The sequence below is a fragment of the Pseudomonas sp. H1h genome, from assembly GCF_000633255.1.
GTDB lineage: Bacteria > Pseudomonadota > Gammaproteobacteria > Pseudomonadales > Pseudomonadaceae > Aquipseudomonas.
Window position 1 is genome coordinate 1 of record NZ_AYMJ01000001.1, and the last position, 13,870, is coordinate 13,870.

Below are 13,870 nucleotides of genomic sequence, written 5' to 3' on the forward strand. Positions count from 1 at the left end.
CCGATGCAGTATCCGTAGTCTCGCAATGACCTCAATTTCATCGGTAAACTGCATACTGCCCGTCAGTTGACCAGGCTGAAGCGCATTTCTTGTCAACTTCAGATCCTGTGACGAACTAGCCTGGCCCATCAATTCAATGTGACGATCTCGCGTGCGGCCGGCGTCGGACCGACAGGTGTGCATTTATATCATTTGGAGTTGAATAGATCCGTCACCTTTATTTTTTGAATCACGTTGGTATATGCCGAATTTTTTCCCAGTGAGTAGCCGAGAATAAAGTTTATTAGTTAGTTGGGTTCGCGTTCAAGCCTGATGCCGGTGGCGAGGTGTTGCCGCGGCTTTATTCGTTTTTGAAAGGTAAATCTGCGCTATTTTTTATTGAGTAAGACTCACCATTACAAACCATGTTTTGCAAGGCTTGTAATGGAAGGTTTTAGATTGGGTGTTTTATAGCATCTCGGTTTAAAAATAGGAGTGCCACCTTTCTGTATCCGTGCCGCCACCTCCTGGGCCTTGGCTGCATGTTTGGGGTTGTCGATATAAGAGGGCTCACTTGATAGATCTAATTTTTATCATCGTTGGATTTATATGGCGTTGATGATGTTTCGAGATAACCTGTTTTGTTTAAGTAGTCTTGTGATGATCTAGAATTCTCAAGGGCTTCCTTTTCGACGGCTTCCTGTGCTTCCCTGTTTGCCGTGGCGATCGCAAGTTCTTTAGTATACTCCGTGGGGTTTAAAGGTCCTGCGAAGTAACCGCCGTTGCCGTAGCAGCCGCAAAAAACATAGTTAGGATCTTTATTGCATTGGCAATTTTTAGGGTGCCAAATCGATTCACTTTTCCAAGTGTATGAGCCAGGCATCTCGTTATTCCTTCTGATAATCGTGAAAGGGGACGGATTTTCTTATTGGAAATGTCCCGTTGTTTGGGTTTTCGTGATTGATATTGGGCTAGAGATGTTGGCTCGTCACCTGTAAAAGTTGACAGGTGTTGATGCCGTGTTGCGATATTGAAAGATCATAAAAGGAATAAGGGGCAGTTAAAAAATGGCGGCTGATCGAGTCGAAAATGGAACAAAGACGGGGGTATTGATCTATCGCTTTTTTTATTAAGTTTCACTTCGCAGGTCTATCTCTTGCCCCGATTCAATATCTTCAATCCGGTATCTCCTGGGTTTCACCTGAAGGGCTAATTGAACAACAAGGTCAACAAGCCTGAGCGTAAAGCTGCGTTGATGAAAAAAACGCCGAGAGACGGGTTTTTTATTCGGCGCAACGATCATTTTCAGAACACTTCTGAACCCCTGTAGGAGTGAGCCTGCTCGCGATGGCGGAGTGTCAGGCGTCCATGGTGCTGGATGTCAGAGCGCAATCGCGAGCAGGCTCACTCCTACAATCAGATCGTATACAGCTGCATGTCATCGGGTGGCGGTGAGGACGCCTTCGCTGGCAGGCCAGCTCCCACAGGGTTCTGCCTATGTCACTTGTCGTGATCAATATCCAGCTTGCTGAACGTCACCTGCCCACCTTCGCTGGTGTACCCGGTGTTGTCCTGCACATACACGCCTGCCTTGAAATACAGCGGCTTGTTGCGCCAGGTGGCGCTGATTTGTGAATCCCACTGATAACCCGCCGCGCTCACGCCCAGCGCGCCGCCGGGGCTTAAGTGGATGAGGTAGTTGAATTCGTTGTCCAGTCTGATTCCGGTGGCGAGGGTGATGACGCGGCTTTCCTTGTCGTCGGGGTGCATGCGGACTTTGATCACCAGGTTGCCGTTCCGGGTTTTTTCCTTGTACTGGTATTCAAGCTTGACCAACGGGCGCTGGCTTTCATAGGCGTGGATCTGGCCGATGACGATCTTGCCGGAGCTGGGCACCTTGTTCACTGCGAGGGTCGCACGCAGCAGGTTGTCGGCATCCGGGTAGTACCAGTTACGCAACGTACCGTTGCTGTAGGTTTCGCGCAGTTCGGTGCGCGGGTAGATGGCGTTTTCGGTTTTTGATCCGGTAACCGGCGACCAGAAAAACAAGGTGCCGGTGTCGGAATGGAAGTACTGATCCTTGAAGCCATCCACCAGTTTGGAGGTTTCGACGGTGTACGGCGGACTGCCGACGGGAACGCTGAGGTTCCAGGTTGCGAGATCGATCATGTCGGTTCTTCCACTCAATTCATCCTGAACGCGAGTGCCAGAAGCTCTAGCCCGCGCCTTTTCGGGCGGCCTTTATAAGCGTAGAGGACTTTTTTGTTAACGCCCGTTTGGCAGATGATTGGCGTCAACATCCTGTCGAAATGCCATCTGTCCCGGTTTTCGCGGGCTACAGGGGTTACCGTTAGTCGGTAAATCGCGGCTTTGGCCAAATGATGGCGGCGTGACAGCTTCTGCTTTTACAGATCCGGTACTAGAGTGATGACTCAGTAACTGTACGGTTTTCACGAGAAACCGGCCGATATCCCGAAAAGAGATGTCCCGACAAGAGAAGCAGCATGGAATGCGCGCAACCCCAGCCAGGTGAAGGCAGCTCTGTCCTTTTGATCGTTGATGATTACCCTGAAAACCTGATCAGTATGCGCGCGTTGTTGCAGCGTCAGGATTGGCTCGTCATGACCGCCGCCTCCGGTTTCGAGGCGCTCAATCTTTTGCTCGAACACGATGTCGACCTGGTGCTGCTGGACGTGCAGATGCCGGGCATGGACGGCTTCGAAGTCGCGCGACTGATGCGCGGCAGCCAGCGTACGCGGCTCACTCCAATCATTTTCCTCACCGCCAACGAGCAGTCCCAGGATGCAGTGATCAAGGGCTATGCCAGCGGCGCGGTGGATTATCTGTTCAAGCCGTTCGACCCGCAGATTCTCAAGCCCAAGGTGCAGGCGCTGCTCGAACATCAGCGCAACCGCCGCGCCTTGCAACGCCTGACCCATGACCTGGAAGTCGCTCGCGCCTTCAACGCCTCGGTGCTGGATAACGCGGCGGAGGGGATTCTGGTGCTCGGCGAGGACGGTTTGATCCGATTCGCCAATCCGGCGATTTCGCGCTTGCTCAATGCCCCGGTGAAGGAGCTTGAGGGCAAGGAGTTTCTCGATTTCCTGCAGAAACCGCACATTCCCCTCTGGGCCGATTCCGAGTTGTTTGCCGGTTATCGGCGCGGCGAAACCCTGCGTCTGCACGACGCGCTGCTGCGTACTGCACCAGGGCAACAGGTGCCGGTGGCGTTGTCATGCGCGCCGCTGCCGACCGAGCAACACGCGATGGTGGTGACGGTGCTGGATATGTCGGTGGTGCGCCACCTGCATCAGCAACTGGAGTTTCAGGCGGTGACCGATCCGCTGACCGGCCTGCTCAATCGGCGTGGTTTCTATCAGACGGTAGAGAATCTGCTGCTGCGCGGTGAACGCAGCGACAGTAGTTGGGTGCTGCTGTATCTCGACCTCGATGGTTTCAAGCGGGTCAACGATTCCCTCGGCCACGATGCCGGTGATCGGGTGCTGCGCTGGGTCTCCGAGCAGTTGAAGGCCTGCTTGCGGCCGTTCGACATTCTGGCGCGCATGGGCGGTGACGAGTTCACCGCGTTGCTCGATCTGGAGTTTCCCGAGCAAGCGGCCAAGATTGCCGAGAAGCTCATCGAGCGGGTGTCGATCTGTCAGCAGATCGAAGGGCTGGACATTGCATTGGGCGCGAGTATCGGCATCGCCACCTACCCGGACTGCGGTTCGAACCTCGACGGATTGCTGCGTGCGTCCGACATCGCCATGTACGAAGCCAAGCGTGCCGGGCGGCAGCAGTATCGTTTTTATGATCACGACATGAACGGTCGGGCACGCTCGCGCCTGATGCTCGAAGAAAGCGTGCGCGCAGCGATTGAAAACCGTGATTTCAATCTGGTGTATCAGCCACAGGTAGCGATCGACAGTGGGCAGATTCGTGGCTTCGAGGCCCTGTTGCGCTGGCAGCATCCGAGTGTCGGCGATGTACCGCCGGGGCTGTTTTTGCCGTTGCTGGAAGAGGCGCGGCTGATCAGCCGACTCGGCAGCTGGATCTATCATCGCGGTGCCGGTCAGCGCAAAGCCTGGGAAACCCTGTTTGCCGAAGATCTGGTACTCGGCGTGAGCCTGAGCAACACCCAGTTCGGCCTGCCGAATCTTGCCACTGAATTGCGTCAGGTGCTGGAGCGGCATGCCTTGCAGCCGCGGCAACTGGAAGTCGAAATTACCGAAGAGGCGCTGATGCACAACCCGGATGAAACCCGTAAGCAGTTGCGTCTGCTGCGCAATCTGGGGGTGCGGGTGGCGCTGGATGATTTCGGTTCGGGGCCATGTTCGCTGGCACATCTGCGTGATCTTGAGCTCGATACGCTCAAGCTTGATCGGCACCTGATCGCCCGACTGCCGGATTCGGCCCGGGACGCCTCGCTGGTGAGCACAGTGATCAGTTTGTGCAAACAATATGGTTTGCTGGTGATCGCCGAAGGTGTGGAAACCATTGAGCAGTACCAATGGCTGCAGGCCCATGGTTGCGAATACGTGCAAGGCTTCCTGGTAGCGCGGCCGATGATGGCCGATGCCGTCGCAAGCTTTGCCGAGCCGTTTGACTGGAGCGCGCTGCCCGGTTGAATTCGCTACACTGGCGCTCTTTTCGAACCGTGTTGCCGTGTCCATGACTGCGTTGAAATACCTCCAGGCCTATCCTGCGCAATTGCAGGATCAGGTGCGCCAACTGATCGCCGAACAGCGTCTGGGTGACTACCTGAGCCAACGCTATCCCGGGCGCCACGATGTGCAGAGCGACAAGGCGTTGTACAGCTACGCGCTGGACCTGAAGCAGGAATACCTGCGCAACGCCCCGGCCATCGACAAAGTGCTGTTCGACAACCGCCTCGACCTGACTCATCGCGCTCTGGGCCTGCACACCACGGTGTCGCGGGTACAGGGCGGCAAGCTCAAGGCCAAGAAGGAGATTCGCATTGCTTCGCTGTTCAAGGAAGCGGCGCCCGAGTTTCTGAAGATGATCGTCGTGCATGAGCTGGCGCACTTCAAAGAGTCGGACCACAACAAGGCTTTTTATAAATTGTGTGAACACATGCTGCCGGGGTATCACCAGGTCGAGTTTGACTTGCGGGTGTACCTGACGTGGCGGGATCTGCAATAGCCGCATCAAGGAGCGGGTGGATGGACGTCAGCAAGACCAAAAGCAGTTTCTACCGTCGCCTGTACGTGGCCTACCTGATCGACAGCGGCCTGGCCGCCAGCGTGCCGGCGCTGACCGAGGTCACCGGCATGCCCCGGCGCACGGCGCAGGACACCATCGCCGCGTTGGTGGATCTGGATATCGTCTGTGAATTCGAGCAGGAAGAGGGCGCACGCAACCATGCCGGGCGCTATCGGATTCGCGAGTGGGGGGCGATTGATCGTGGTTGGATCGAGCGCAATTTGCGGCAGATCAAGGCTGTGCTGGAATATCCCTGAGTCCTGCGTTGTCTGAGTTGACGCCTTCGCGAGCAAGCCCGCTCCCACAGGGCATTGCATTCCAGATGTGGGAGCGAGCCTGCTCGCGAAGGAGCCTTCAGGAACGACGCATCCCTATGTGCGGAATGTCATCCTCGAGGTATTCCTCACCCGCCACGACAAAGCCGTACCGGCCGTAATACCCCTGCAAATGCGCCTGCGCCGACAGATAGATCGGTACCTGCGGCCAATGCTTCTCGGCCTGTTTCAGCGCGTGTTCCATCATCGTGTGCCCCAGGCCTTTGCCCCGGCCTTGGGGTGCGATGATCACGCGGCCGATCACCACGTCACCGCCCTGGGACTCTGGGTCAAGCAGGCGCAGATAGGCGATCAACTGCTCATCTTCCCAGCCCATCAAGTGATGGGTGTCGCCGTCCAGATCCTGACCGTCGAGGTCCGGGTAGGCGCATTTCTGTTCGACCACGAACACCTCCGAGCGCAGCTTCAGCAGTGCGTACAACTGCTCTTTGCCCAGATCGCTGTGATGCTTGCAGATCCACTCTATTGTCATCTTGCGGCTCCTTGAACTCCGTCGCCCGATACTAAGCGCACAGGCTTCAGATGTCTGTATGGCGTAAGAGTCTGTGACAAAGGTCAAAATGCCATCATTCCTTTCTCGCGATGGCGGCTGCTTTGTGTAATCTGCTGGTAAGCGCTGTGCACGGGCTTCAATGAGCTACTGTTAGGGCCTGGGTTTCGCCGGTAAGGGGCCTTGGGGTTTTGACTGGAAAACACGCTGGGCAGCCTGCCCGCTAAGGATTTTCAAGCATGCCGCGACTGCATCGAGCCTTTGCTTTGATCGGATTGCTCTTGCTGGCCCAAACCGCCGCAGCGGACAAGTTGCGACTGGTGTTTGATATCTGGCCGCCTTTTACCGACGACACGCTGGTCAACGGCGGTCTGGCCACTGACATCGTCAGCACCGCATTGGCCCGGGCCGGCTACGCCAGCGACTATGAGCAGGTGCCATGGGCGCGGGCGCTGCTGGGGGTTGGCGAGGGGCGTTACGACGTGCTGGTCAATGCCTGGTACAACGACGAACGCACCAAACTCGGCCAGTTCTCTAGTGAATACCTGCTCAATCGCATCCGCTTTCTCAAGCGCAAGGACACACCACTGGACTACAGCAGTCTGGAGCAACTGCACACCTATCCGATCGCGGTGGTGCGCGGCTATGCCTATTCACAGGCGTTCGACGCCGACACCGCACTGCAGAAAGTCCCGGTGCACAACTTCGCCATGGCAGTGCGCATGCTGGCGGCGGATCGGGTCAAGTTGACACTGGAAGATGAATACGTCGCGCGGTATTACCTGGCGCGCGAATCACCCAAGGTGCGCAACGCCGTGGAGTTCCTGCCCAAGCCGCTGAGCGAGAACAGCCTGCACATTCTGGTGAGTCTGAAGAATCCTGAGCATGAGCAGATCGTGGCGGGGTTTGATAAGGCGATTGCGGCGATGAAGGCGGATGGCAGTTATGACCGGTTGATGCGGCAGCATGGGATGTAGGGGCTGATCCGCAAATTGCTGTGTGGCTGGTGGCCCTTTCGCGAGCAACCCGCTCCCACCTTGGAGTGCGTTCCCCTGTGGGGGGCATGGGATGTTGGGGGGGATCTGAAAATTGTTGTGTGGCTGGTGGCCCTTTCGCGAGCAAGCCCGCTCCCACCTTGGAGTGCGTTCCCCTGTGGGAGCGGGCTTGCTCGCGAAGGCGCCCTTTCAGCCAGCGCCAACCTCGCTGGTGTCCTTGATCAAGTGTGCCGCCAACGTACGCAACGGCCCCAGCTGCCGGCAGATCAGCGCCAGTTGTGTCTGCACCAGACGCTGTCCCTCATCGATCTCGTCGGCCATCTGCTCCAGCTCATTGGCCAGTGTTTCCTCTTCATCGCTCTGAATCGCTATCGGCTGCTTGTTCGCCAGGCCTTGGGCGATTTCGTCGATGCTGGCGGCCAGTTTCACCCCGGCGCCGTCGATCAGCTGTTCACGGACTTCCGCCGGCAGCTGGGTCTCGCGGTGCGCGCCCAGCCCGGACAAGTAACTGAGCAGAGTGTGTGAGAGCACCAGGAAGCGGAAACCGACATCCGCTTCCTTACGGAAATGCCCCGGCTCCATCAGCATGTTCGCCAGCGTCGTCGACAGCGCCGCGTCGGCGTTGTGCGCGTTGCGCCGGGCCAGGCGATAGGCGAGGTCGTCACTCTTGCCGGCGGCGTATTGCTGCATGATCTGGCGCAGGTAGATGCTGTTGCAGGTCAGGGTGTTGGCCAGCACCTTGTTCAGGCGCCGACCCTGCCAGTCGGGCAGGAACAAGATCACCGTAAGGCCGGCGATCAGGCTGCCGAGCAAGGTATCGAACAGGCGCGGCAGGAACAGCCCATAGCCATCGCCGATCTGGTTGAAGCAGAACAGCACCATGATCGTGATGGCTGCCGTCGCCACGGTGTAACGCGTAGTACGGTTGGTAAAGAACACCACCCCGGCGGCGATGGCGAAGCACGACTGCACCAGCGGGCTGGGGAACAGATCGAACAGCGCCCACGCCACGGTCAGGCCGATGGCGGTGCCGAGAATCCGCTGGCCGAGCTTGCGCCGGGTCGCGCCGTAGTTCGGCTGGCAGACGAACAGCGTGGTGAGGATGATCCAGTAACCTTGCGAGGGGTGAATCAAGTGCACCATGCCGTAGCCGATACTCAACGCCAACGGCAGGCGCAGGGCATGGCGGAACAGCAGGGAGGTCGGTGTCAGTTGGGTGCGCAGGCGAATCCACACGTCCTTGAGGTTGCGCGGCGAGCGGTCGAGCAGGCTGCTGTCGGTGGCGTCCGCCAGGGCATCCGGGTTGCTCGCGTCGCTGAGCAAGCGGTCGAGGGTGCCGAGGTTGGCCGCCAGTGCGCGCAGCGAGCGCAGCAGGCCGCGCCACGCCGGGTTGCTCTGGATGCGCAGGTGTTCGAGGGAGGCGTCGAGGTCAGTCAGCGCTTCGGCAAAACTGGCGTCGTAGATGAACGGCTGGCGCATCTGGATCGATTCGGCCAGTGCCCGGCAGGCCTTGCCCTGCTGGCGCAGCAAGCGCTGGCAGCGAAAGAGCACGTCGCTGTGGAAGAACGCATCAGCCAGCGCGTTGTACGGATAGTGTGACGAGCTGGCGCGTTCGTGGATGTCCTGAGCGAGGAAGTACAGCTTCAGATAGCGGCTGACTTTCGAGCCCGGGCGCCCGTTGCCGACCCGGTGCAGAATGATTTCCTTGGCGCTGTTCAGCGCCGCTACTACCCGACCGTTCTGCTGCGCCAGCTCCAGCCGCCGCGCTTCGACATCCAGTTGGCGGATCGGCTCGAACAGCGATGCCTTGAGTTTCAAATAGAAGCCCAGCTCGCGGAACAACCGGGCCAGACTCTGCTGCACCGGCTGGTTGGAAAACATCGCCTGCCACAACACCGAGAGCAAGCCGTACCACGCGGCGCCGGCCACCAGCAGCATCGGTTCGTGCCAGAAATCGGTGACGGCGCCACCGCGCTGATCAACACCGATCATGGTGTACACCGACAGAATCAACGTCGCCGACGCGATCGCGCCATAGCGCTCGCCGAGCGCACCGAGCATGGTCAGGCCGAAGCTGGCCAATGCCAGGGCGATGGCAAACACGATGGGGTAGGGGAAGAGCAGTTCCACCGACAGCGCGGCGATACTGAAACACACCAGTGTTACCGCCAGTGCGTTGAGACGGCCCTGCCAACTGTCGTCGGTCTCGGCCAGGGCGCTGGCGATAATTCCCAGGAACAACGGGATCAACAGGCCCATTTCATCCTGATACCAACACAGTGCCATGCTGCCGGTCAGGGCGATGAACACCCGCACGCTGTAGCTGAATTTATCCAGCGCCCACAGGCGCCGCAAAGACTGACGAAACGAGGTCGAGGACATGAAGTGCGAAGGCCTTCCGAGGCGATGCCGCTAAATTGAGCCAGTAATGACGCCGACGCAATGGCGCCGATCACATCTGACAGCAAAAAGTGTTCCTTACTGCATCACGCATAACCACTGTGTGAGGGGGCTGGCTCCCGAAAGCGGGGCCTCATTCAACATTGATGTCGACTGATCCAGCGCATTCGCGAGCAAGCCGGCTCCCACCGTTTTGATTTGCGTGGTATCAGACGTACTGCGCGGCGGCGTAACCCGAGGCCCAGGCCCACTGGAAGTTGAAACCGCCGAGGTGACCAGTGACGTCGAGCACTTCGCCAACGAAATACAGCCCCGGACTTTTCAGCGACTCCATGGTCTTGGACGACACTTCGCGGGTATCGACGCCACCCAGGGTGACCTCGGCGGTGCGATAGCCTTCGGTGCCGGCCGGGACGACTTTCCAGCTGCCCAGCTTGTCGGCGATCTGCGCCAGTTCGGCGTGGGTGTACTGCTTCATCGGTTTGGAAACGAACCAGCTGTCCGCCAGCAGGTTGGCCATCTTCTTGGTAAAGATTTCGCCGAGCAGGGTTTTCAGCTCGCTGTTCGGGCGTTCGGCCACTTGCTGTTGCAGCCATGTCGCCGTGTCGTGGTCTGGCAGCAGGTTGATCTCCACGGTGTCGCCCGGTTCCCAGAACGACGATATCTGCAAAATCGCCGGGCCGCTGAGGCCACGGTGAGTGAACAGGATGTTTTCGCGGAAGCTCTGCTCGTTGCAGCTGACCAGGCAATCAACCGACGTCCCGGACAGCTCGGTGCACAGTTCCTTGAGTTGATCGGTGATGGTGAACGGCACCAGGCCGGCGCGGGTTGGCAGCAGTTCATGGCCGAACTGCTTGGCCACCTGATAACCGAAACCGGTGGCGCCCAGCGTCGGGATCGACAGCCCGCCGGTGGCGATCACCAGCGACTGGCACTGGAGCTGGCCGAGGGTGGTGTCGAGCAGGTAACCGTTTTCGACCTTCTCGATGGTCTGGATCGAGGTGTCCAGGTGCAGTTCGACGCCGACCTGATCGCACTCCTCGAGCAGCATGCCGAGGATGTCGCTGGATTTGTTATCGCAGAACAGCTGGCCGAGTTTCTTCTCGTGGTACGGCACGCCATGCTTGGCGACCATGCCGATGAAATCCCACTGGGTGTAGCGCGCCAGTGCGGATTTGCAGAAATGCGGGTTATGCGAGAGAAAATTGCCCGGCTCGGTGTACATGTTGGTGAAATTGCAGCGGCCACCGCCGGACATCAGGATTTTCTTGCCGGCCTTGTTCGCATGATCAAGCAGCAACACTTCACGCCCACGCCCGGCGGCGGTCAGTGCACACATCAACCCTGCGGCGCCAGCGCCAATGATCACGACTTCGGTAGAGCGCAAAACGGTGTCCTCTTGGTGGATCGCTACAAAACAAACTGTGGGAGCGGGCTTGCTCGCGAAGACGGTGTGTCAGTTGACACAAAAGTCGCCTGAAACACCGCTTTCGCGAGCAAGCCCGCTCCCACAGGGGATCTCCTTTGAATGGAGGATCAGTTACAAAACACGCACGCGCAACGAACGACCCTTGATCTTGCCGTTGTTCAAACGCTGCAGCGCCTGCATGACCACGGTGCGTTCAACCGCCACATAGGACTGGAAGTCGAAGATCGCGATCTTGCCCACCTGGGCGCCCGGGATGCCGGCGTCGCCAGTCAGTGCGCCGAGGATATCGCCCGGACGCACCTTGTCTTTACGCCCGCCGGCGATGCACAGCGTGCTCATCGGTGGTTGCAGCGGGGCGCCGCCCTGGGACTTGAGGTTGTCCACCTGATCCCAGTTCAGCGGGGCTTTTTGCAGTTGTTCGATGGCTTGCGCGCGATGGGCTTCGGACGGTGCAACGAGGCTGACCGCGATGCCTTTCTCGCCAGCGCGACCGGTACGGCCAACGCGGTGAATGTGAATTTCCGAATCGCGAGCCAGTTCGACGTTGATCACCATGTCCAGCGCATCGATGTCCAGGCCACGGGCGGCGACGTCGGTGGCGACCAGTACCGAAGTACTGCGGTTGGCGAACATCGCCAGCACCTGATCGCGGTCACGCTGTTCCAGATCGCCGTGCAGGCCGACGGCGGAAATGCCTTTGGAGGTCAGGTGATCGACGGTTTCCTGCACTTGCTGCTTGGTGAAGCAGAACGCCACGGTGGAGGCCGGACGGAAGTGGTGCAGGACCTTGGTCACGGCGCTCATGCGCTCTTCCGGGGAGATCTCGTAGAAGCGCTGTTCGATCTGCGTGTCGTCGTGGAACGCTTCGGCTTTCACCGTTTGCGGGTCACGCATGAATTTCGAAGCCAGTTGCTTGATGCCCACCGGGTAAGTGGCAGAGAACAGCAAGGTCTGACGGCGCGCCGGGGTCTGCTCGATGATGTCTTCGATGGCATCGTAGAAACCCATGTCGAGCATGCGGTCGGCTTCGTCGAGGATCAGCGTGTTCAAGCCGTCGAGCACCAGCGAACCCTTGCGCAGGTGTTGCTGGATGCGCCCGGGAGTGCCGACGATGATGTGCGCGCCGTGCTCCAGCGAAGCGATCTGCGGGCCGAACGACACGCCGCCGCACAGGGTCAGGACCTTGATGTTGTCTTCGGCGCGGGCCAGACGACGGACTTCCTTGGCGACCTGGTCGGCCAGCTCACGGGTCGGACAGATCACCAGCGCCTGGCAACCGAAGTAGCGTGGGTTGATCGGGTTCAGCAGGCCGATGCCGAACGCGGCGGTCTTGCCGCTGCCGGTCTTGGCCTGGGCGATCAGGTCCATCCCCTTGAGGATCACCGGCAAGCTCTGCGCCTGGATCGGCGTCATCTGGGCATAACCGAGGGATTCGAGGTTAGCCAGCATGGCGGCGGACAGCGGCAGAGTATTAAAAGCGGTGGCGATGGTGGTCACGGGACTGGCCTGCAAAACAAAATGTCGCGCAGTGTAGCAGCCCCGTGCCACTTTCCTCGAAAGTTCTGGACGAACAGTGATTAATGTTCGATGTGTTCTTCCGGGCGCTTGGCTCGACGGCCGTCCTCTTTCGACAGTTGCGAGAAGATCGTCGCGGCCAGCATCGCCATGATCCCGACGGTGACGAAGGTCAGCTGGAACGCGCCCAGCACGGTTTCCACGCCATCATTGCCGATCTCTGCCGTGAAACCGCCGAGCAAGGCACCGGCGCAGGCCACCCCCAGACTTAACGACAATTGCGCCACCACCGACAGCAGGCTGTTGCCGCTGCTGGCGCTGGCGTCATCGAGGTCGATCAGGGTCACGGTGTTCATCGCGGTGAATTGCAGCGAGTTGATCGCGCCCAGAATCGCCAGCAGGCACAGCAACAGCCAGTACGGGGTCTGCTCGCTGACCAGGCCCATGCTCGCCAGCATGATCCCCAGCGCGAGGGTGTTGCCGGTGAGCACGATGCGATAACCGAGGCGTTCGATGAGCGGACGCGCCATCCACTTGGCAAACATCGCCGCAGCGGCCAGCGGCAGCATGCTCATCCCCGCTTGCGACGGCGAATAACCCAGCGCCACTTGCAGCAACAACGGCACCAGGAACGGCAGAGCGCCGCTGCCCAGACGGGCGAACAGGTTGCCGAGAATGCCGACGGCAAAGGTCCGGGTCTTGAACAGCGACGGGGCGAACAGCGGATTTTCGACGTGCCCGGCGCGCAGCCAGTACGCCGCCAGACAGGCCAGGCCGCCGAACAGCAGCAACATCACCCGCAGGTGCGGCAGGTGCAGTTCGCCAAGGCCTTCCATGGCGATGGTGATCAGGATCATCGCCGCGCCAAACAACAGGAAACCGAGGCTGTCGAAACGCGTGCGTTCAGTGCCGCGCAGGTCGGGGATGAATTTCCACACTGCGTAGCAGCCGAGCACGCCAACCGGCAGGTTGATCAGGAAAATCCAGTGCCACGTCAGGTATTGCACCATCCAGCCGCCCATGGTCGGGCCGATCAACGGACCGAGCAGGCCGGGAATGGTGATGAAACCCATAATCCGCACCAGTTCCGAGCGCGGGTAGGCGCGCAGCACCACCAAGCGTCCGACCGGCAGCATCAGCGCACCGCCCAGGCCCTGAATCACCCGCGCGCCGACCAGCATGGTCAGGCTGCTGGACAAGGCGCAGAGTAGCGAGCCGAAACTGAACAGCAGGATCGCGCCGAAGAAGATCTTCTTGGTGCCGAAGCGGTCGGCGATCCAGCCCGAGGCCGGAATCAGCAGCGCCACGGTGAGCATGTAGGCGATGACTACGCCTTGCATGCGCAACGGGTTTTCGGCCAGATCCCGGGCCATGGCCGGCAGGGCGGTGTTGAGGATGGTCCCGTCGAGGGACTGCATGAAGAAAGCGATGGCGACGACCCACGGCAACCAGCGGGCGGTGATGGCGTCGAGAGGCGGGCGAGTGGGCATGGAACCTCTTGTGT

11 protein-coding genes are annotated in these 13,870 nt (G+C 59.4%); 4 read left to right on the forward strand and 7 right to left on the reverse strand.

Translation table 11 applies throughout. The annotated features are described in order from the left end of the window. Positions 1 to 562: 562 nt before the first annotated feature. Together U862_RS30715 and U862_RS0100010 are read right to left on the reverse strand one after the other, a co-directional pair. The gene (locus U862_RS30715) at positions 563 to 862 is read right to left on the reverse strand and encodes a hypothetical protein (RefSeq protein WP_157836046.1); all 300 of its coding nucleotides are present in this window, start codon (positions 860 to 862) and stop codon (positions 563 to 565) included. Between the two features lie 617 nt (positions 863 to 1,479). After that, the gene (locus tag U862_RS0100010; RefSeq protein ID WP_025108517.1) at positions 1,480 to 2,148 is read right to left on the reverse strand and encodes a polysaccharide lyase family 7 protein; all 669 of its coding nucleotides are present in this window, start codon (positions 2,146 to 2,148) and stop codon (positions 1,480 to 1,482) included. Between the two features lie 335 nt (positions 2,149 to 2,483). On the opposite strand from U862_RS0100010, the gene U862_RS0100015 reads away from it, so the two are divergent. Genes U862_RS0100015 through U862_RS0100025 form a run of 3 tightly spaced genes read left to right on the forward strand, consistent with a single transcriptional unit; the run spans position 2,484 to position 5,459 of the window. Next, the gene (locus U862_RS0100015) at positions 2,484 to 4,607 is read left to right on the forward strand and encodes a bifunctional diguanylate cyclase/phosphodiesterase (protein ID WP_025108518.1); all 2,124 of its coding nucleotides are present in this window, start codon (positions 2,484 to 2,486) and stop codon (positions 4,605 to 4,607) included. A gap of 43 nt (positions 4,608 to 4,650) precedes the next feature. Continuing rightward, positions 4,651 to 5,142: a M48 family metallopeptidase gene (locus U862_RS0100020; protein WP_003229006.1), complete on the forward strand. Its 492-nt coding sequence runs from the start codon at positions 4,651 to 4,653 to the stop codon at positions 5,140 to 5,142. 20 nt (positions 5,143 to 5,162) lie between these two features. Beyond that, entirely contained in the window at positions 5,163 to 5,459 is a 297-nt protein-coding gene (locus tag U862_RS0100025) for a helix-turn-helix domain-containing protein (RefSeq protein WP_025108519.1), read from the forward strand. A gap of 97 nt (positions 5,460 to 5,556) precedes the next feature. On the opposite strand, the gene U862_RS0100030 is transcribed toward U862_RS0100025, so the two are convergent. After that, the gene (locus U862_RS0100030) at positions 5,557 to 6,009 is read right to left on the reverse strand and encodes a GNAT family N-acetyltransferase (RefSeq protein ID WP_025108520.1); all 453 of its coding nucleotides are present in this window, start codon (positions 6,007 to 6,009) and stop codon (positions 5,557 to 5,559) included. 257 nt (positions 6,010 to 6,266) lie between these two features. Between U862_RS0100030 and U862_RS0100035 the strand changes: the two genes are divergently transcribed. Beyond that, positions 6,267 to 7,004 carry an ABC transporter substrate-binding protein gene (locus U862_RS0100035; RefSeq protein ID WP_025108521.1) on the forward strand — a complete coding sequence of 246 codons (738 nt, stop codon included), beginning with the start codon at positions 6,267 to 6,269 and terminating at the stop codon, positions 7,002 to 7,004. 207 nt (positions 7,005 to 7,211) lie between these two features. Here U862_RS0100035 and yccS read toward each other — a convergent pair whose 3' ends face one another. The 4 genes from yccS to mdtD all read right to left on the reverse strand — a co-directional run bounded on the left by yccS (position 7,212) and on the right by mdtD (position 13,856). Then, entirely contained in the window at positions 7,212 to 9,404 is a 2,193-nt protein-coding gene (gene yccS, locus U862_RS0100040) for a YccS family putative transporter (protein WP_025108522.1), read from the reverse strand. Between the two features lie 226 nt (positions 9,405 to 9,630). After that, the gene (locus tag U862_RS0100045) at positions 9,631 to 10,809 is read right to left on the reverse strand and encodes an NAD(P)/FAD-dependent oxidoreductase (RefSeq protein ID WP_025108523.1); all 1,179 of its coding nucleotides are present in this window, start codon (positions 10,807 to 10,809) and stop codon (positions 9,631 to 9,633) included. Between the two features lie 153 nt (positions 10,810 to 10,962). Then, entirely contained in the window at positions 10,963 to 12,348 is a 1,386-nt protein-coding gene (gene dbpA / locus U862_RS0100050) for an ATP-dependent RNA helicase DbpA (protein ID WP_025108524.1), read from the reverse strand. 80 nt (positions 12,349 to 12,428) lie between these two features. Next, positions 12,429 to 13,856: a multidrug transporter subunit MdtD gene (mdtD, locus tag U862_RS0100055; RefSeq protein ID WP_025108525.1), complete on the reverse strand. Its 1,428-nt coding sequence runs from the start codon at positions 13,854 to 13,856 to the stop codon at positions 12,429 to 12,431. Between the last annotated feature and the right edge of the window lie 14 nt (positions 13,857 to 13,870).

What these genes read in the sequence shown, in the direction of transcription:
- U862_RS30715 (WP_157836046.1), bottom strand. Translation starts at nt 862, where the DNA reads ATGCCTGGCTCATACACTTGGAAAAGTGAATCGATTTGGCACCCTAAA.
- U862_RS0100010 (WP_025108517.1), bottom strand. Translation starts at nt 2,148, where the DNA reads ATGATCGATCTCGCAACCTGGAACCTCAGCGTTCCCGTCGGCAGTCCG.
- U862_RS0100015 (WP_025108518.1), top strand. Translation starts at nt 2,484, where the DNA reads ATGGAATGCGCGCAACCCCAGCCAGGTGAAGGCAGCTCTGTCCTTTTG.
- U862_RS0100020 (WP_003229006.1), top strand. Translation starts at nt 4,651, where the DNA reads ATGACTGCGTTGAAATACCTCCAGGCCTATCCTGCGCAATTGCAGGAT.
- U862_RS0100025 (WP_025108519.1), top strand. Translation starts at nt 5,163, where the DNA reads ATGGACGTCAGCAAGACCAAAAGCAGTTTCTACCGTCGCCTGTACGTG.
- U862_RS0100030 (WP_025108520.1), bottom strand. Translation starts at nt 6,009, where the DNA reads ATGACAATAGAGTGGATCTGCAAGCATCACAGCGATCTGGGCAAAGAG.
- U862_RS0100035 (WP_025108521.1), top strand. Translation starts at nt 6,267, where the DNA reads ATGCCGCGACTGCATCGAGCCTTTGCTTTGATCGGATTGCTCTTGCTG.
- yccS (WP_025108522.1), bottom strand. Translation starts at nt 9,404, where the DNA reads ATGTCCTCGACCTCGTTTCGTCAGTCTTTGCGGCGCCTGTGGGCGCTG.
- mdtD (WP_025108525.1), bottom strand. Translation starts at nt 13,856, where the DNA reads ATGCCCACTCGCCCGCCTCTCGACGCCATCACCGCCCGCTGGTTGCCG.